Here is a 17892-nt window from a genome sequence, read left to right on the forward strand (position 1 = left end):
GCCTATTGCCTCCGCGGGGCGGGCCGCTTACCTCCGTGGGGCGGGCCGCGCCGAGGCGGCCACGGGGGCCCCCCGCCCCCGCACGGGTGCCGGGCCGCCCCCGCGCGGATGCCTGGCCGCCCCCACCGATACCGCCCCTCAGGCCCCCGGCGGGCCCGGCTCGTCGTCCGGCCCCTGGTGGGGCAGGGCGGGCTGGAGCACCAGCATGCGCTCCACCAGGCGCAGGAACATCGCGGTGGCGCGCAGCAGATCGTCCGCGTCCCGCGGGCTCGCGGCGCCCTGTATCCCCGCCTCGGCGCGGGCGCGGCGCTCGGCGCCGGAGGCGAACAGGGCGCTCCACTCGGTCAGTTCGGGCGCGACCTCGGGCAGCACCTCCCAGGCGCTGCGGATCCGGACGCGGCGGCGCGCGGTGGACTCGGGGCGACCGCGCACGGCGAGCACGGCGGCGGCCGTGCGCAGCGCGGCCAGATGCGCGGCCGCGAAGCGCTCGTTGGCGGTCTCGAGCGCGGCGGCCTCCTCAAGACCCTCATGGGCCTGGGTGAGGAGGGCCGCGGCGGCGGGCGGGGCGGACGCGCGGCGCAGCACGGGGTGGACATCGGTCGCGGGACCGGTCAACGAGGGGGCAGGGGCGGCGGCACGGTGCCGGCGCGCTGCGGCGGTACTGGCCATGACGAACCTCCTGTCGTCGCGTGACGGCCGCTCGTGTGGTAGAGCGACCGCCGTATAGGGCCATCGTGGGGCACACCACTGACAATCGGCCCTGACCAGCGCGAACGACCCGGTCTTCGGCCTCGCCCCGCCATGCTCCATACTTGTTTTTGCACTGACCAGTCAGTTCAAAAGTCAAGGAAGTGATCTGTGTGGGGGGCACCCCAGAAGCGGAGACCGGGGCGGCGGTGACGGCCTCGGGGCTCGGCGTCAAGGGGCCGCGCGGCTGGGCGTTCCGCGGTGCCGACATCGCCGCCGACCCGGGTGCGCTGATCGCGGTCGAGGGCCCGTCCGGCTCGGGCCGCACCTCCCTGCTGCTGACGCTCACCGGCCGGATGCGCCCCACCGAGGGAGACTGCGGTGTCGATGGCTTCCGGGTGCCCCAACAAATGGCGCGCATACGCCGGATCAGCGCGCTCGCGCACGTGCCGGGCGTCTCCGAGCTCGACCCGGTGCTCACGGTCGCCGAGCACCTGCGCGAGCGGGCCCTGCTGCGGCGCCGGTTCGCCGACTCCCCGCGCGGGCTGCTGCGCCCGCGCCGGGAGCGGGCCGCCGCGTCACGGGCCGCGATCGACGCCGCCCTTACGGCCGCCGGGCTGAACCTCGACACACTGCCCAAGGGGCCGCGTACGGCCGTACGGGACCTGGAGCGGCTGGAGGCGCTGCGGCTGTCGATCGCCCTCGCGCTCATCGCCCGGCCCCGGCTGCTGGCCGTCGACGACGCCGACCTGAAGCTCTCGGACGCCGACCGCGCGGTGGCCTGGGCGCTGTTGCGCGGGGTCGCAGAGGACGGCACCACGGTCCTCGCGGTGTGCAGCCAGGCCCCGCCCGGGGCGGTCGTGGTCCGCACCGCGCGCACCAGCGCCGCCGAGAGCGGCGGGACGGCCCGCCGGACCCAGAAGGCCGACGCGCCCGCCACCGACGAACACGAACACGAAGAGAACGAGGAGGGGTCGGCGGATGCGCTCGCCGAAGCTCGCCGCGCTTGAGCTGAAGCGGTTCGGGAGGGGCAAGCTGCCGCGCGCGGCGCTCGCCGCCCTGCTCCTGCTGCCGCTGCTCTACGGCGCGCTGTACCTGTGGTCCTTCTGGGATCCGTACGGCAAGCTCGACAAGATCCCGGTCGCCCTGGTCAACTCGGACACCGGCGCCACCGTGAAGGGCGAGCGCCTCACCGCGGGCGACGACATCACCGGCAAGCTGCTCGACAGCGAGACCTTCGACTGGCGCCCCACGAGCGCCGCCGAGGCCCGTAAGGGCGTCGCGAACGGCACGTACTACCTCTCGCTGACCGTCCCCCCGGACTTCAGCCGCCAGATCGCCTCCAGCTCCGGGAAGTCCCCGGAGACCGGCGCCCTCAAGGTGCGCACCAACGACGCCAACAACTACATCGTCGGCCAGATCTCCCGCTCGGTCTTCGCCGAGGTGCGCTCCGCGGCCTCCACCAAGGCGTCCCGCGGCTTCTACGACAACATCTTCATCTCCTTCGCCGACATCCACGGCGAGACGGAGAAGGCGGCCAAGAGCGCCGACAAGCTCGGTCAGGGCATCGGCAGGGCCAAGAAGGGCGCGGACGACCTCGCCAAGGGCCTGGTGAAGGCCAAGGAGGGCAGCCGCGATCTGAAGTCGGGGCTCGGCACGCTCTACAAGGGCTCCGGGACGCTCCGGGCCGGCGCGGGCGGGGTCGCCGACGGCACCCAGTCCCTGTCCGACAAGGTCAACGACGTGGCGGCCAAGGTCCGCCCGTTCCTCAAGGAGCACGGCAAGGAGATCGGCGACATTTCCCAACTGGTCGCCGACGCCTCCCAGAAGGCGTCCGACAACCTCGACACCCTGCCCGAGAAGACCTCCACGGCGGCCACCAAGGCCCGCAAGGCGTCCGATGGCCTCGCCGCCGACTACCGGACCCGCTGCGAGGGCGCGGTGTCCCTCGGCCCGGACTGCCCCGCGCTGAAGAAGTCGGTGACGGCGGCCGACACCGCCGCCGATGTGGCCGAGGACGTCAACGAGCTGGTCCAGGACCACACCGGACAACTCGACACCCTGGGCGGCCAGCTGGACGATCTGCACGGCCAGGCGCTCTGGCTCGCGCACCACGCCCCGCACCTGGACACCGACCTCGACTCCGCCGTACGGAAGATCAACACCCTCAACTCCGGGGCGCGGAAGGTCGCCAAGGGCGCCGGAACCCTGCACACCGGGCTGAGCACCGCCAAGACCGGCGCGTCCGATCTCGACAGCGGCGTCGGTAAGGCGCGCGGCGGCGCGGACACCCTGGGCGGCGGGATGTACCGGCTCGTGGACGGCTCCGGGAAGCTCTCCGGCGGTCTGCACGACGGCGCCGCCAAGATCCCCGACTACGGCAAGCAGGACCGTGACGCCCGTACGGAGGTCATGTCCGATCCGGTACGGCTGGTCAACCAGGCGCTGCACAAGGCGCCCAACTACGGCACGGGCTTCGCCCCGTACTTCATCCCGCTCTCCCTGTGGGTCGGCGCGATGGTGGCCTACATGCTGATCCAGCCGCTCAACGGGCGCGCGCTCGCGGCGGGCGCCTCCTCCTGGCGGATCGCGTTCGCGGGCTGGCTCCCGGTCGCCGCGATCGGCGTGTTCCAGACGCTGGCCCTGATGGCGGTGTTGCACTGGGCGATCGGCCTCGACATGGTGCGGGCCGCCGGCACGCTCGGCTTCCTGACGTTGGTGACCGTGTGTTTCGCGGCGATCGTGCAGTGGCTGAACGCCCGCTTCGGACCGGCCGGCCGGATCCTGGTGCTGGCCCTGCTGATGCTCCAGCTGACCTCGGCGGGCGGCACCTATCCGGTACAGACCAGTCCGCGCTTCTTCAACGCCATCCACCCCTTCCTGCCGATGACCTACGTGGTGGACGGGCTGCGCCGACTGATCACCGGCGGCGGGCTGGGACCGGTGTGGCTGGCCTGCGGAGTGCTCATCGGATTCACCGTGGCCGCCCTGGCGCTCACCGCGTGGTCGGCACGGCGCCGACAGGTGTGGACGGTGGACCGGTTGCACCCGGAGCTGAGCCTGTAAGCGGGAGAACAGCGGCAACGGGCAGAATCGGCGCCATGGACAGCAGCACGCGCCGCCAGGCCACCCGGCAGAAACTCTTCGAGGCAGCGGTCACCCTCATCGCCGAACAGGGCTTCTCCTCCACCACCGTGGACGAGATCGCCGAGCGGGCCGGGGTGGCCAAGGGCACGGTCTACTACAACTTCGCCAGCAAGACCGTGCTCTTCGAGGAGCTGCTGCAGCACGGCATCGAGCTGCTGACCGCTTCCCTCCAGACCGCCGCCGACGAGAACGCCGAGCGCGGCGGCAGCCATGTGGACGCCCTGGACGCCATGGTCCGGGCCGGGCTGGACTTCATCTCCCGCTATCCGTCGCTGACCCAGCTGTACGTGGCCGAGCTGTGGCGCACCAACCGCGCCTGGCAGTCCACCTTGATGATGGTCAGGCAGCGGGCCATAGCGGTGATCGAGGCCGAGCTGCGGGCCGGGGTGGCCGCGCGGGAACTCAGCGAGGACATCGACATCCCGCTGACGGCCTCGGCGCTGTTCGGGATGGTGCTGGTGGCGGCGCTCGACTGGCAGTCCTATCAGCCGGAGCGTTCGCTGGAGGATGTGCACGCGGCGCTGTCACGGCTGCTGCAGGGCCGCGTCGGCGGGACCGTGGCCTCGGGGTGAATCCGTGGGCCCCGGGGTGAAAGCAGAAGGCGCTGTTCCGGCAGACCGACTCTCATCGGCCTGACCGGAACAGCGCCTCCCCCCGTAACTCCCCCGTACTTCCCCCGTTGGAGGCTCCTGGTCCAGAGACTCCCGGTGACTCCCACCTTTCGTCCGGGCCCGCGCCGTTCCGCCGCCCCGTGCCGGCGGTGCGGCGCGTGGCCCTTCCGTGGTCCCCACTCTCCCGTCCGCGCAGGTGGCGGCCCATCCGCACGGCTACTCATCTCCCCGGCTGAGTACGCGTACTCAGCTCTGCGCGCTCGTCCCCAGGCACGGTGACCCGGCTGTCGGTGGGGGCGGATACAGTCACGGTCATGGCACGGATTGTGGTGATCGGCTCCGGGGTGGGCGCCATGGCGGCGGCCGCCCGGCTGGCCGTGGCGGGCCACCGGGTGGTGGTGTACGAGCGCGGGCGCACCCATGGCGGCGGGGTCGGCCGCTTCGAGCGGGACGGCTTCCGCTTCGACACGGGCCCGGGGCTGCTGCAGCTGCCCGCCGTCCACCGGGACCTGTTCGTGAAGACGGGCAAGCAGACCCTGGAGCAGAGCGTCGAGCTCGTCCAGGTCGACCCGGCGGTCCGGCACCTCTTCGCCGACGGCACGGACGTCCGGCTGCCCAACGCCTCGCGGGCCGGGGTGGTCCGGGCGCTGGACGCCGCCTTCGGCGCGGGCGCGGGCGAGCGCTGGAGCGATCTGCTCAACCGGGCGCGCGAGGTGTGGGACGCCACCCGCAGACCGCTCCTGGAGGAGCCGCTGCGCGCCGACTGGCGGGTCCTGGGCCGCGATCCCTATCCGGCCGTCCCCGTGCGGCGCGGCCGGTTGGGCGGGCTGTTCCGCCGGGGCGGCGCCGACGGGCCGCCCACGCTCGCCGAGGTGGCCCGGCGCGAGCTGGGGGATCCGCGCGCGGTGGCCCTCCTGGAGAGCCATGCGCTGGCGCACGGCCTGGACCCGCGCGCCGCCCCCGCCGCGGCCACCGTGCTGCCGTATGTGGAGCAGACGTTCGGCACCTGGTACGTGCGCGGAGGGATGCGGGCGCTCGCCGATGCCGTCCATGAGCGCTGCCGCCAGCGGAAGGTGGAGTTCCACTTCGAGGCCGAAGTCACCGGCATCGTGGAGAAGGACGGCCGTGCGGCGGGTGTGGAGCTGGCCGACGGCACCGTCGCGGAGGCCGATTCGGTGATCTCGGGCATCGACCCCGCGCTGCTGCCCCCGCTGCTCGGCGGGGCGGGGCCCTGGCGGGAGGGGGACGTGCGGCCGGAGCCCGGTGCGGGCGGCGGCACACCGGGGCGGCTGACCGTCCTTCTGGCGCTGCGCGGCGCCCGCCCCGAGGGCACCGCGCACCGCACCGTGGTCCACGCCCCGGACCGCGACGCGGAGTTGGCCGCCGTCTTCGGCGACGGCCCGGGGCTCCGCGAGCCCTGCCCCCGCCCCACGGTGACGGTCTTGCGCCCGGACGACCCCGCGGTGCGCCCGGACGCGGAGCACGAGGCCGTCACCCTCACCGCGGTCGTCGCCCCGCACGGCCCGGTGGACTGGACGGACCGCGCGGCGGCGGAGCAGGACGCCCAGCGGCTGATCACGGCCGCCGAGGTGGCGATACCGGAGCTGCGGGGGCGGCTCCTGTGGCATGAGGTCCGCACACCCGCCGACACCGCGGCGCAGACGGGCGCCCGGGGCGGTGGCGTTCCTGGCCCGGTGCTCGCGGGAGCGGACGGCGCGTTTCTGCGGCCCGCCAACGCCACCCGGATACCGGGCCTGTATCTGGCGGGCGGCTGGGCCCACCCGGGCGGCGGGCTCGCCCACGCCGGGATGTCGGGCGCACTGGTGGCCGGGCTGATCGTCGAGGGCAAGGACTGGCACGGCTCCCAGTGACAGCGGCTCCCCGCGGCGCGGGGCCGAGCGGCGCCTCCCCGCCGTAGGGCGGGCCTCGGCGGGGCGGACCGGCCGTAGCGCGAGGCCGAGCGGCGCCTCCCCCGCGCAGCGCGGGGGCCGGGTGGCGGGTCCCCGCCGTGGCGGGCGGCCGGGCGGCGCGGTCTGACCGCAGTGCGGGACCCGGCGGGGCAGCGAGCGCGAGCCCCGCAAAACGCGTGGGCGGGGGCCGCTCGCCGGAGCGGCAACTACCTGTCGGGGGAGGTCAGTAGCGGTATTGCTCGTCGAACCCCTGGGGGTAGCCCTGCTGCTGGTACGGGTACGCCTGCTGGTCCGCCGGGGGTGCGGCGTCGCCCTCGCGCTGCTGTGGCACCCAGGGCCCGCCGGACTGCATCACGTCGTACGCCGGGTCCGGCGCGGGGTAACCGGCCTCGGCCGCCCAGTGGTCGCCACCGCCGTAGGCCCCGCCGTACGGATCCTGCTGACCGTAGGCCGCGTACTGGTCGGCGTACTGCTGCTGGCCGTACGCCTGTTGGTCGTACGCCTGCTGGTCGTAGGCGGACTGGTCATAGGGCTGGGCCTGGGGCTGGGCGCCGCCGTACGGGTCCTGGCCGTAGGCCGCGTACGCCTCGTTCCCATAGCCGTACTGCCCGGCCTGGCTCATCTGGTCCGCGTAGACGTCCTGGCCGTAGCCGTGGCCCTGCCCCTGGCTGTGGTCCTGCTGCTGCGCGCCGTAGCCCCCGTACGTCTCGTACGGGCTGTAGCCGTCCGCCGCCGCGTCGCTGTACGTGCCCGAGGCCGGGGTGAAGGGCGACGGCTCCTCGTAGACGCCGTACTCACCGGTGTCGTCGGGCATCGGCTGCGGCTGGTAGGCGGGCGGCTCCGGCTGGGGCTGCGGCTGATAGACGGGCCGCTCCGGCTGCGCCGCCGGAACCGTCTCCAGGTCGGAGACCTCGAGGATCGGCTCCTTGTCCGCGTCGTCCGGCCGGATGCTCCTCCCCTCGCGCCCGAGCAGCCCCGGCAGCCCGCCGCGCAGCGCCCAGCCCGCCGCGAAACCGCGCCGGAAGGAGAGCGTCACATACGTCTGGCCGATGGCGAAGGCGATCGCGCCCACCCCGATCACCGGAACCGACGGGATCAGCACACCGACGACCACGCCCAGGAAGCCGACGAAGGCCAGCAGCCGCCAGCGGAGTCGCGCCTTGTACTGCAGGAGGACCTCTCCCAGCAGCCACAGCGCGACGACGCCGAATGCGATGTAGAGGACCGTCCAGCCCATGCCCGCCCCTCTCAGTGCGGCCGCCCGTCGGCTGCCGTCATCAGGACCGCTGATGCAGTCCCAGATTCTCGTAGATTTCCAGCGTCGCCGTGGAGTGGTTCAGGGTAATGAAGTGCAGCCCGGGGATCTCCTCGGCCATCAACCGCGCACACAGCTTCGTGGCGTAGTCGATCCCGATCGAGCGTACAGCCGCCGGGTCGTCCTTCACCGCCAGGATCCGCTCAGCCAGTTCGGGCGGGAACGCCGCATTGCTGAGCTGCGCGAACCGCTCGATCTGCTTGACGTTCGTGACCGGCATGATTTCAGGGATGATCGGTGTCGTACAGCCCGCTGCGGCGACCCGGTCACGCAGCCGCAGATAGTCCTCGGGGTAGAAGAACATCTGCGTGATGGCGAAGTCGGCGCCCGCGCGGCACTTGTCGATGAAGTGACGGATGTCGGTGTCCCAGTCCGTCGAGCGGGGGTGCATCTCGGGGAACGCGGCCACGCCGACGCAGAAGTCGCCGGACTCCTTGATCAGCCGGACCAGATCGGCGGCGTAGGTGAGACCGTCGGGGTGCTGGATCCACTCCCCCAGGGGGTCGCCCGGCGGGTCGCCGCGCAGGGCCAGCATGTTCCGGATCCCGGCGCCCGCGTACTGCCCGATGATGTTGCGCAGCTCGGCCCGGGAGTGATTGACCGCGGTCAGATGGGCGACGGGGGTGAGCGTGGTGTCCGTCGCGATGCGCTCGGTGGCGCGCACGGTGCCCTCGCGGGAGGAACCGCCGGCTCCGTAGGTCACGGACACGAAGGTGGGCGAGACGGCTTCCAGCCTGCGGATGGCGTTCCACAGCGTCTGCTCGCCCTTCGCCGTTTTGGGGGCGAAGAATTCGAAGGAATACGACTGCTCGCCCGACGCGAGCAGATCGCGCACGGTCCGGGCGCGATCGGTCCTGGTGGAAGCGGTGCCTAGGGCCATATGTGCAGGCTATCGACCCGGCCGGGCTACGCCCACCCGGCCCCGGAGATATGGGGGTTTTGCCAGCTCACTTTCCCGCAGCGCGGACGGCTCTGTCCGGGCCGGACCCCGGTCAGGTCGCCGTACGGACCCCGGTCAGGTCGCCGTACGGACCCGCTTCGCCAGCTCCGCCGTCGCCCCCGCCGGATCGTCGGCGGCCGTGATGGCCCGGACCACGACGATGCGGCGGGCGCCCGCCTCCAGGACCTGGTCCAGGTTGGCGGCGTCGATTCCGCCGATGGCGAACCACGGCCGCTCCGTGCCCAGCGCGGCGGCGTGGCGCACCAGGGACAGCCCCGGCGCCGGGCGGCCCGGCTTGGTGGGGGTGGGCCAGCAGGGGCCGGTGCAGAAATAGTCCACACCGGGCTGGACCGCCGCCTCGTCCACCTCGGCCTCCGCGTGGGTGGAGCGCCCTATCAGCACGTCCTCGCCGAGGATCGCGCGCGCCGCTGGCACCGGCAGATCGCCCTGGCCCAGATGAAGCACGTCCGAGCCGATGGCATGCGCGATATCGGCCCGGTCGTTGACCGCCAGCAGCCTGCCGTGCCGACGGCAGGCGTCGGCGAAGACCTGGAGGTGGTCCAGCTCCTCCGCCGCCTCCATCTCCTTCTCCCGCAGCTGGACGATGTCCACCCCCGCCCCCAGGACGGCGTCCAGGAACTCCTGCAGATCGCCCTGGCGCTTCCGGGCGTCGGTGCACAGATAGAGGCGGGCGTCGGCCAGCCGCTCCCGAGCGGAGACGGTGGCGGCAGTGGCGCTGGCGGACATGGGCTCCCCCGGAGGGTCGGGCGGCGTACGGGCCGTGATGGAGCCCGGCCCGTACGCCAGGTGCGAGGCGATCAGCTGCGATCAGGTGCGATCAGGTGCGATGACGACGGCGAGGGTCAGACGGCGAGAGCCTGAGCGCGCCGCTTCACTTCCGTGCCGCGATTCTCGCTCAGCGCCCGTGCCGGGGTGCCGGGCAGGCTTGGGTCAGGGGTGAAAAGCCACTCCAGCATCTCTTCGTCGCTGAAGCCGTCGTCCTTCAGAAGCGTCAAGGTCCCCACGAGGCCCTTGACGACCTTTCCGTCACCGATGAACTCCTCGGGCACCTGAAGGACCCGGTTCTCACCACGGCGCACGGCGATCAGCTGGCCCTCCTTGACCAGCTGCCGGACGCGCGTCACCTCGACCCCCAGCCGTTCGGCGACATCGGGGAGGGTGAGCCAGGCGGGGACGAGAGCATCGATCTTTGCGTCAATCTCGGTCACGGAACAAGCCTGCCATCTGGGACTGACAGTGGGTAGCCGGGCGCCCGCCACGCGGACCGCCCGCCCCGCCCCGGGCACCCCGGCCGACGGCCGACCGGCGGTCGGTCCACCGGTCAGAGTACGGCCGACTTCAGCGGCACCGAGGGGTCCTCGGCCCGCGTCCGGTCCAGCCAGGCACCGCGCTCGATCAGCTTGCGCCCCTGGGCCAGATCGCGCGGACGGCCGACGGCCAGCAGGGCGACCAAGGCGCCCTCGCGCAGCCAGCACACCGACCAGGCGGCACCGGCCGGATCGCCGCGCCAGACCAGCTCGTCGGCCTCCGAGTGGTGCCCGGCGTACTGCACGAAGCGCCCGAACTGCTCGGACCAGAAGTAGGGCACCGGGTCGTAGACCACACCGGGGAAGTGGGCGGCGGTCCGGCTTCCGACCACGTTGGCGGCGACGGTGCGCGGCCCCTGGAGCGCGTTGTCCCAGTGGTGCACCAGCAGTCGCGTTCCGTAGCGGGCGGACGGGAAGGAGGCGCAGTCGCCGACCGCGTAGACGTCCGGCGCGGAGGTGCGCAGCCGGTCGTCGGCGGCGACGGAACGGTCCCCGGCCAGCTCCACGCCCGAGCCCGCCAGCCAGTCCGTGGCGGGCCGGGCGCCGATCCCGACGACCACCGCGCCCACGCGCAGCCGGGTGCCGTCGCCGAGCAGCAGCCCGTTCTCGTCCACGGCGGCCACTCGGGCGCCCGTGACCAGCCGGGCGCCGTAGTCCGCGTACCAGGCCGCCATGGGGGCCGCGACCTCGGCCGGGAGCGCGCCCGCCAGCGGCCGGTCGGCGGCCTCGACGACGGTGACGGCGCAGCCCGCCTCGCGTGCGGCGGTGGCGAACTCGGCGCCGATCCAGCCCGCGCCCACGACCGCGATCTCGCGCTGCCGGGCGAGCACCGGGCGCAGCCGCTCGGCGTCGTCCAGCGTGCGCAGCAGATGGACGCGGGGCTCGGCGCGGGGCTCGGCGCCGGGCTCTGCTTCGCCGCCCGGCAGCGGGATCGGCTCGGCGCCGGTGGCGATCACCAGGACGTCGTACGGAAGCTGGCCGGTCGCGGTCTCGACGAGTCGCTTGTCCGGGCGCAGGCCGGTGACCTGGACGCCCAGGCGCAGGCCGATGCCGAGCCCGGCGAAGTCGACGTCGAGCGTCGAGCCCTCGGCCTTTCCGAGCAGTACGGCCTTGGACAGCGGCGGCCGGTCGTAGGGCTGGTGGGGCTCCGCGCCCAGCAGGACGATCTCCCCGGTCCAGCCCTGTTCGCGCAGCGCGACGGCGGTTTGTACGCCGGCCATGCCCGCTCCGACGATCACCACGCGCTGTCCGCCGCCGTTCGAGGACGGCTTCGTCGTCGTCTTCGTCGTCGTCTCATCGTCGCTCACACGATCACTGTATTGCGGCTGGTGGGGCGGACTGGAGAGCGGCTTGCGAGAGGTCGGACACAGAGCGGTTCCCGAGAGGGGGCTCCGCCCCCTTCTCCCCCGCCGGGGCTCCGCCCCGGACCCCGCTCCTCAAACGCCGGAGGGGCTGAAATATGCGGCTCACGTCCCAGACCCGGCTCAAACGCCGGAGGGGCTGAAATATGCGGCTCACGTCCCAGACCCGGCTCAAACGCCGGAGGGGCTGAAATATGCGATTCACGTCCCGAACCCGGCTCAAGCGCCGGAGGGGCTGGATAGACGCGCCCGGGGGCTGGGTCTCCTGGGGTGTGGTCGCTCTTTCGGGTCATTCGGGGCACGTACTAGGGTGGCGGCACAGAGCACTCGCGGGAGCCCGGGCGGACCGGGCTGAGAGGGAGGCTGGAACGGCCTCCGACCGTACGAACCTGATCCGGGTCATGCCGGCGAAGGGAGGGGCAGCGTGTCCACGCACGCACCAGGTCACGACGACGGGCCTCACACATCGGGCGGGTCGCCACCCGGCGGCGGACGCTACGACGCCCTCGTCAGACGCTACGACGCCCTCGTCATCGGAGGCGGCGTCATCGGGCTGGTCACGGCCTGGCGGGCGGCCCAGCGGGGGCTGCGTACCGCGCTCGTCGACCCGGCGCCCGGCGGCGGAGCCGCCTGGGTCGCGGCCGGGATGCTGGCGGCCGTCACCGAGCTGCACTACGGCGAGCAGACCCTGCTCGGCCTCAATATGGCCTCCGCGCGCCGCTATCCGGACTTCGTGACCGAGCTGGAGGAGGCCAGCGGCCAGGACGTGGGCCACCGCGCGTGCGGCACGCTCGCCGTCGCGTTCGACGCCGACGACCGCGCCCATCTGCGCGAGCTCCACACCTTCCAGCAGGGGCTCGGGCTGGAGTCCGAGTGGCTGACGGGTCGCGAATGCCGCCGTCTGGAGCCGATGCTCTCGCCGGGCGTGCACGGCGGGCTGCGGGTCGCCGGTGACCACCAGGTGGATCCGCGGCGGCTGACCGCGGCGCTGCTCACCGCGTGTGAGCGGGCCGGGGTCGCCTTCCACCGCGACCGCGCGGAGCGGCTGCTGCTGAATGGCAACGGCGGCGGTGACCGCGCCGCCGGGGTCGAGCTGACCGGGGGTACCCGCCTGGCCGCCGAGCGCACCGTACTGGCCGCGGGCAGCCTCAGCGGACGGTTCGCGGGCGTCCCCGACGACGTCCTGCCGCCCGTACGGCCCGTCAAGGGACAGGTGGTGCGGCTGTCGGTGCCCGAGCGGTACGCGCCGTTCCTCTCCCGTACCGTACGGGCCGTGGTGCGCGGCGGGCCGGTCTACCTGGTGCCCCGCGAGAACGGCGAGCTGGTCATCGGCGCGACCAGCGAGGAGCTGGGCTGGGACACCACGGTCACCGCGGGCGGGGTGTACGAACTGCTGCGGGACGCCCATGAAGTGGTGCCAGGCATCACCGAACTGCCGCTGGTGGAGACGTCCGCCGGGCTGCGCCCCGGCTCCCCCGACAACGCCCCGATGCTCGGCCCGACCGCGCTGCCGGGGCTGTTGCTGGCCACCGGCCACTTCCGCAACGGGGTGCTCCTCACCCCGATCACCGGCGATGTCATGGCCGAGGCCCTGACCAGCGGAGAACTCCCCCCGGAAGCCCGGCCGTTCACCCCCCGGCGCTTCACGGCCCCGCCGGACACCGCGGCGGCCCCGGCCGCCCCCGGTGCCGCGCACTCCCCCGTAGGTGCCGCGCACTCCCCCGTACAGGAGCAGCACACATGACCGTCTCCGTCAACGGCGAGCCTCGTGAGGTGCCCGAGGGCACCACGCTCGACCGGCTCGTCGCGACCCTCACCCAGGCGCCCTCGGGCGTCGCCGCCGCCGTCAACGAGACGGTCGTCCCGCGCACGCGGTGGTCCGAGACCCCGCTCGGCGACGGTGATCGCGTCGAGGTCCTCACCGCGGTCCAAGGAGGCTGATCCCACCCATGGCTCCCAGCACGAGCACTGTGAGCAGCACAGCCATCCCCGCCGCCCACGGCGCCGCCGACCGCGCGTCGCTCGCCGTGCCCGATCCGCTCACCATCGCCGGGACCGACTTCGGCTCCCGGCTGATCATGGGCACCGGCGGTGCGCCCAGTCTGGAGATCCTGGAGCGTTCGCTAATGGCCTCCGGCACCGAGCTGACGACCGTCGCGATGCGGCGGCTCGACCCCACGGTGCAGGGGTCGGTGCTCTCCGTGCTCACTCGGCACGGGATCCGCCCACTGCCCAACACCGCCGGGTGTTTCACCGCCGGTGAGGCCGTACTCACCGCCCGCCTCGCCCGGGAAGCCCTGGGCACGGACTGGGTCAAGCTGGAGGTGGTCGCCGACGAGCGCACCCTGCTCCCGGATCCGATCGAGCTGCTGGACGCCGCCGAGACCCTGGTGGACGACGGGTTCGCGGTCCTGCCGTACACCAACGACGATCCGGTCCTGGCCCGGAAGCTGGAGGACGTCGGCTGTGCCGCGATCATGCCGCTCGGCTCCCCGATCGGCTCCGGGCTCGGCATCCGCAATCCGCACAACTTCCAGCTGATCACCGAGCGCGCCACCGTGCCGGTGATCCTGGACGCGGGCGCGGGTACGGCGTCGGACGCCGCGCTGGCCATGGAGCTGGGGTGCGCGGCGGTGATGCTCGCCTCGGCCGTCACCCGGGCCCAGGAGCCGGAGCTGATGGCGGCGGCGATGCGGCACGCGGTGGAGGCGGGGCGGCTGGCCCACCGGGCGGGCCGGATCCCGCGCCGCCACTTCGCCGAGGCGTCGAGCCCGGCCGAGGGCCTGGCCGCCCTGGACCCCGAGCGCCCGGCCTTCGGCTAGGCCCCGGGCGCTCGCCCCCGGTCTCCCGGCGCGGCGAGACCCTACCGTGGAGGGAGGGAGCAGCCCACAGCCCGGAGGTGGTCACCGTGACCCTGACCGTGGACGACCGGATCGAGCGCGAGGTGTACGTACCGGCGCCGACCGACCGGGTGTGGCGGGTGCTGACGACGCCCGAGCACATCCGCGCCTGGTACGCCCCCGGCGGCTGCGAGATCGACCCCCGCCCCGGCGGGCGGCTCCGGTTCCGCTGGGACGAGCGCGGAGAGTTCCACGGCCGGGTCGAGCGCGCGGTCCCGGACGCCCTCTTCCGGTTCCGGCTGGCCCTGGAGCCCGATCACGCCCCCTCGGACCCCGGCGCGGCCACCCTCGTGGAGTTCGCGCTCGCGCCCGAGGGGCGGGGCACCCGGCTGCGGTTCGCGGAGAGCGGCATCCGCGCCCTGGCCATCCCCGACGACGCCAAGGCCAAGCACGCCGAGTACGCCACGCTGTCCTGGACCTCCGCCCTGGAGGAGCTGGCCGCGATCGCCGCCGCGTCGCACAACTGACCCGCCGCGGCAACCGTCCCCGCCTCCCCGCGACCACCGTCCCCGGTTCGCCGTGGCTGCCGTCCCCGGTTGGCCGCGGCCACCGATTCCGGCTCGCCGCGGCCGCCGTCCCCGACCCGCCGCGGTCACCGGAACCGGCCCGTCCCTGTCACCGTTCCGCTGCAGTACCCGTCCCACCTGGGGCGGGCGGTCCTGGCCGATATCGGCGCCTCGTAGACTTCCCCCGTGGATACGACCCTCCAGGACCCCCTCGTCGGGCAGGAGCTCGACGGCCGCTACCGCATCGAGGCGCGCATCGCCGTTGGCGGGATGGCGACGGTCTACCGGGCCGTCGACACCCGGCTGGACCGTGTGCTCGCGCTGAAGGTGATGCATCAGAGCCTCGCCTCCGACGCCGCCTTCGTCGAGCGCTTCATCCGGGAGGCGAAGTCCGTCGCGAGACTCGCGCACGCCAATGTGGTCGCCGTCTACGACCAGGGCACCGACGGCAGCCATGTCTATCTGGCCATGGAGTACGTCTCCGGCTGCACCCTGCGCGATGTGCTCCGCGGGCGCGGGGCCCTGCGTCCGCGCGCCGCGCTGGACATCCTGGAGCCGGTACTGGCCGCGCTCGGGGCGGCCCACCGCGCCGGTTTCGTCCACCGCGACATGAAGCCAGAGAACGTGCTGATCGGGGACGACGGCCGGGTCAAGGTCGCCGACTTCGGCCTGGTCCGGGCCGTGGACACCAACACCAGCGCCTCCACGGGCAGCGTCCTCGGCACCGTCTCGTATCTCGCGCCCGAGCAGATCGAGTACGGCACGGCCGACACCCGCGCCGATGTCTACGCCTGCGGTGTGGTGCTCTACGAGATGCTGACCGGCGCCAAGCCGCACGGCGGCAGCACCCCGGCGCAGGTCCTCTATCAGCATCTGAACGAGGACGTCCCGCCGCCCTCCGCCCTCGCGCCCGGGGTCGCCCCGGAGCTGGACGCGCTGGTGGCCTCGGCCACCGCGCGCGCCGTCGAGGGGCGCCCCGCCGACGCCGTCGCGCTGCTGAGCACGGCCCGGGCGGTACGGGCCGCGCTGACCGACGCCCAGCTGGACGCGGTGCCGCCGCAGGCCAAGGAGGACCTCTCGGCCGGATCCGAGAACCGTACGGCGGTGATTCCGCGCCCGGCGGGGGCCGTCGACGACCAGGACCAGTTCCACCACACCAGCCGTCTGGAGCTGCCCCTGGAACCGCCCCGGCAGGAGGGGCACCGCCGGGGCGGCCGCGGCGGCCGGGGCCGGTTGCCGCGCCGCGCGATCGTGACGATCGCCGCCGCGGTGCTGCTGGCGATCGCCCTGGGCATCGGGGTCTGGTACGTCAGCGCGGGCCAGTTCACCGAGGTCCCGCCGGTGCTGCGGAAGACCCAGGCGGAGGCCGAGAAGAAGCTGCACGGCGCGGGTCTCGAGGTGAAGGTCGTCAATGAGTTCAGCGACGTCATCCCCAAGGGGAAGGTCATCGGCTCCAAGCCCGGCCCTGGTGACCGTGTCCGTGACAGCGGCACCGTGACCATCCGGGTATCCCAGGGGCCGCCGCGGGCCGAGGTGCCCAATGTGGTGGGCATGCCGCTGGCCGAGGCCAAGCGGAAGATCGCGGACCAGGGGCTCACGGTCGGCAAGGTCACCGGCAGCTTCAGCAGTGAGACGGCCCAGGGCTCGGTCCTCTCCACCAGCCCGCGCCCGGACTCCGTGCGCCGCCCCGAGACGCCCGTGTCGATCGTGGTCAGCAAGGGCCAGCCGATCGACATCCCGGACGTGGTGGGCGATTCGGTCGACGAGGCCCGGTCCACGCTGGAGGACGCGGGCTTCAAGGTGAAGATCGCCGAACGGCAGGTGTTCTCGGAGGAGGACAAGGGCTCGGTCGCCGAGCAGTCCCCGTCGGCGGACGACGAGGACGCCAAGGGGGCCAAGGGCGACACGGTGACCCTGACGGTCTCCAAGGGTGCGCAGATGGTCGAGGTGCCGGACGTCACGGGGATGAACGTGGACGACGCCAAGGCGGAGTTGGAGGACGCCGGGTTCGAGGTGGACGTCAAGAAGGCGCTGCTGTTCCCCGGGGATACGGTGCGGGACCAGTCGGTCGAGGGCGGCGACGAGGCGCCCAAGGGCAGCACGATCACCATCAGGACCAAGGGCGGCGTGTTCTGAGGCCCCACGGCGGGCCCCGGCCCGGGGGCCATCACCTCGCACAGGACAAGACGAGGGACAGCGCGGGCCCCCGCACCCCGTCGCACCTGGGACCCTTGATGACGTGAGCACACATCGCATCCGCAACCCCATCGGTGGCCATATCCGGGTGGCCGGTGGCCTCGCCACCGTCGGTCTGGCGCACGCCGCCGACATCGGCGCCGAGACCGTCCAGGTCTTCGTCGCCAATCCGCGCGGCTGGGCCACCCCGGCCGGTACGCCCGCCCAGGACGAGGCGTTCCGCGCCGGCTGCGCCGAGCGGTCGATACCGGCGTACGTCCACGCCCCGTACTTGATCAACTTCGGTTCGCACACCGGGGCCACGGCCGAACGCTCCGTGGAGTCCCTGCGCCATTCGCTCCGGCGCGGCCGGGAGATCGGCGCGCTGGGCGTGGTCGTCCACACCGGCTCGGCGACCGGCGGACGCCCCCGCGCCACGGCGATCGCGCAGGTACGGGAGCGGGTGCTGCCGCTGCTGGACGAGCTGACCCGGGACGACGACCCCTGGCTGCTGCTGGAGCCGACCGCGGGGCAGGGCACCTCGCTGTGCGCGCTGGTGGAGGACCTGGGCCCGTATGTCCAGGCGCTCGACCGGCATCCCCGGCTCGGGGTCTGCCTGGACACCTGCCATGTGTTCGCGGCGGGCCATGACCTCGCCGCCCCGGGCGGTGTGAAGCAGACCCTGGACGAGCTGGTGGCCGTCGCCGGTGCGGGGCGGCTCAGGCTGATCCACGCCAATGACTCCAAGGACGTGGTCGGCGCCCACAAGGACCGGCACGCGAACATCGGCGCCGGGCACATCGGGGCGGAGCCGTTCCGCGAGCTGTTCACCCACCCCGCGACCGACGGGGTGCCGCTGGTGATCGAGACGCCGGGCGGTACGGAGGGGCATGCGGCGGATGTGGCCCGGCTGAAGGAACTGCGCGCCGGGGTGGCCTGAGAGCGCGCCCGGCGCAACGCGAAAGGAATACCCCTAGGGGGTATAGCGTTGACAGTGGTCGACTGATCCGCG

The 17892-nt window shown here is 73.3% G+C and carries 16 protein-coding genes and 1 riboswitch; of the genes, 10 read left to right on the forward strand and 6 right to left on the reverse strand.

The features are described 5' to 3' along the window. Positions 1-138: 138 nt before the first annotated feature. Positions 139-669 carry an SAV_6107 family HEPN domain-containing protein gene (locus tag VT50_RS16975; RefSeq protein WP_046086134.1) on the reverse strand — a complete coding sequence of 177 codons (531 nt, stop codon included), beginning with the start codon at positions 667-669 and terminating at the stop codon, positions 139-141. A gap of 191 nt (positions 670-860) precedes the next feature. Between VT50_RS16975 and VT50_RS16980 the strand changes: the two genes are divergently transcribed. From VT50_RS16980 to VT50_RS16995, 4 genes are all read left to right on the forward strand, one after another. Next, positions 861-1697: an ATP-binding cassette domain-containing protein gene (locus tag VT50_RS16980; RefSeq protein ID WP_046086133.1), complete on the forward strand. Its 837-nt coding sequence runs from the start codon at positions 861-863 to the stop codon at positions 1695-1697. Further along, entirely contained in the window at positions 1669-3753 is a 2085-nt protein-coding gene (locus VT50_RS16985; protein WP_046086132.1) for a YhgE/Pip family protein, read from the forward strand. The genes VT50_RS16980 and VT50_RS16985 overlap by 29 nt, the downstream gene beginning before the upstream one ends. 35 nt (positions 3754-3788) lie before the next feature. Continuing rightward, complete coding sequence (locus VT50_RS16990; RefSeq protein ID WP_046086131.1) at positions 3789-4406, forward strand: TetR/AcrR family transcriptional regulator; 618 nt, start codon at positions 3789-3791, stop codon at positions 4404-4406. Between the two features lie 353 nt (positions 4407-4759). After that, complete coding sequence (locus VT50_RS16995; protein WP_046086130.1) at positions 4760-6316, forward strand: phytoene desaturase family protein; 1557 nt, start codon at positions 4760-4762, stop codon at positions 6314-6316. A gap of 262 nt (positions 6317-6578) precedes the next feature. Here the strand turns inward: VT50_RS16995 and VT50_RS17000 are convergent, their stop codons facing one another. From VT50_RS17000 to VT50_RS17020, 5 genes are all read right to left on the reverse strand, one after another. Beyond that, entirely contained in the window at positions 6579-7592 is a 1014-nt protein-coding gene (locus VT50_RS17000) for a hypothetical protein (RefSeq protein WP_046086129.1), read from the reverse strand. Positions 7593-7632: 40 nt separating this feature from the next. After that, positions 7633-8550: a methylenetetrahydrofolate reductase [NAD(P)H] gene (gene metF / locus VT50_RS17005; protein WP_046086128.1), complete on the reverse strand. Its 918-nt coding sequence runs from the start codon at positions 8548-8550 to the stop codon at positions 7633-7635. A gap of 135 nt (positions 8551-8685) precedes the next feature. After that, entirely contained in the window at positions 8686-9357 is a 672-nt protein-coding gene (gene thiE, locus VT50_RS17010; protein WP_046086127.1) for a thiamine phosphate synthase, read from the reverse strand. Between the two features lie 116 nt (positions 9358-9473). Further along, positions 9474-9839: an Rv2175c family DNA-binding protein gene (locus tag VT50_RS17015; RefSeq protein WP_037949046.1), complete on the reverse strand. Its 366-nt coding sequence runs from the start codon at positions 9837-9839 to the stop codon at positions 9474-9476. Between the two features lie 113 nt (positions 9840-9952). Further along, positions 9953-11158 (reverse strand): NAD(P)/FAD-dependent oxidoreductase, encoded by a 1206-nt coding sequence (locus VT50_RS17020; RefSeq protein WP_046086151.1) that lies wholly within the window; start codon positions 11156-11158, stop codon positions 9953-9955. 460 nt (positions 11159-11618) lie between these two features. Continuing rightward, positions 11619-11732: riboswitch (TPP riboswitch) on the forward strand. A 99-nt stretch (positions 11733-11831) separates the two neighbouring features. On the opposite strand from VT50_RS17020, the gene thiO reads away from it, so the two are divergent. The 6 genes from thiO to VT50_RS17050 all read left to right on the forward strand — a co-directional run bounded on the left by thiO (position 11832) and on the right by VT50_RS17050 (position 17820). Beyond that, positions 11832-13043 (forward strand): glycine oxidase ThiO, encoded by a 1212-nt coding sequence (gene thiO, locus VT50_RS17025; protein ID WP_078840701.1) that lies wholly within the window; start codon positions 11832-11834, stop codon positions 13041-13043. Continuing rightward, positions 13040-13240, forward strand: a complete 201-nt coding sequence (gene thiS / locus VT50_RS17030; RefSeq protein ID WP_046086126.1) for a sulfur carrier protein ThiS — start codon at positions 13040-13042, stop codon at positions 13238-13240. The genes thiO and thiS overlap by 4 nt, the downstream gene beginning before the upstream one ends. Positions 13241-13377: 137 nt before the next feature. Continuing rightward, entirely contained in the window at positions 13378-14121 is a 744-nt protein-coding gene (locus tag VT50_RS17035; protein ID WP_046086149.1) for a thiazole synthase, read from the forward strand. A gap of 86 nt (positions 14122-14207) precedes the next feature. Then, positions 14208-14666, forward strand: coding sequence for an SRPBCC domain-containing protein (locus VT50_RS17040; RefSeq protein WP_053048555.1), 459 nt, complete (start codon positions 14208-14210; stop codon positions 14664-14666). A 225-nt stretch (positions 14667-14891) separates the two neighbouring features. Further along, complete coding sequence (gene pknB / locus VT50_RS17045; protein ID WP_046086125.1) at positions 14892-16841, forward strand: Stk1 family PASTA domain-containing Ser/Thr kinase; 1950 nt, start codon at positions 14892-14894, stop codon at positions 16839-16841. 103 nt (positions 16842-16944) lie between these two features. Next, positions 16945-17820, forward strand: a complete 876-nt coding sequence (locus VT50_RS17050; RefSeq protein WP_046086124.1) for a deoxyribonuclease IV — start codon at positions 16945-16947, stop codon at positions 17818-17820. Positions 17821-17892 lie beyond the last annotated feature (72 nt).

Source organism: Streptomyces antioxidans, from assembly GCF_000968685.2.
GTDB classification, from domain to species: Bacteria; Actinomycetota; Actinomycetes; order Streptomycetales; family Streptomycetaceae; genus Streptomyces; species Streptomyces antioxidans.

Coding starts and splice junctions, on each gene's coding strand:
- VT50_RS16975 (WP_046086134.1), bottom strand. CDS start 669: ATGGCCAGTACCGCCGCAGCGCGCCGGCACCGTGCCGCCGCCCCTGCC.
- VT50_RS16985 (WP_046086132.1), top strand. CDS start 1,669: ATGCGCTCGCCGAAGCTCGCCGCGCTTGAGCTGAAGCGGTTCGGGAGG.
- VT50_RS16990 (WP_046086131.1), top strand. CDS start 3,789: ATGGACAGCAGCACGCGCCGCCAGGCCACCCGGCAGAAACTCTTCGAG.
- VT50_RS16995 (WP_046086130.1), top strand. CDS start 4,760: ATGGCACGGATTGTGGTGATCGGCTCCGGGGTGGGCGCCATGGCGGCG.
- VT50_RS17000 (WP_046086129.1), bottom strand. CDS start 7,592: ATGGGCTGGACGGTCCTCTACATCGCATTCGGCGTCGTCGCGCTGTGG.
- metF (WP_046086128.1), bottom strand. CDS start 8,550: ATGGCCCTAGGCACCGCTTCCACCAGGACCGATCGCGCCCGGACCGTG.
- thiE (WP_046086127.1), bottom strand. CDS start 9,357: ATGTCCGCCAGCGCCACTGCCGCCACCGTCTCCGCTCGGGAGCGGCTG.
- VT50_RS17020 (WP_046086151.1), bottom strand. CDS start 11,158: ATGGCCGGCGTACAAACCGCCGTCGCGCTGCGCGAACAGGGCTGGACC.
- thiS (WP_046086126.1), top strand. CDS start 13,040: ATGACCGTCTCCGTCAACGGCGAGCCTCGTGAGGTGCCCGAGGGCACC.
- VT50_RS17035 (WP_046086149.1), top strand. CDS start 13,378: ATGGGCACCGGCGGTGCGCCCAGTCTGGAGATCCTGGAGCGTTCGCTA.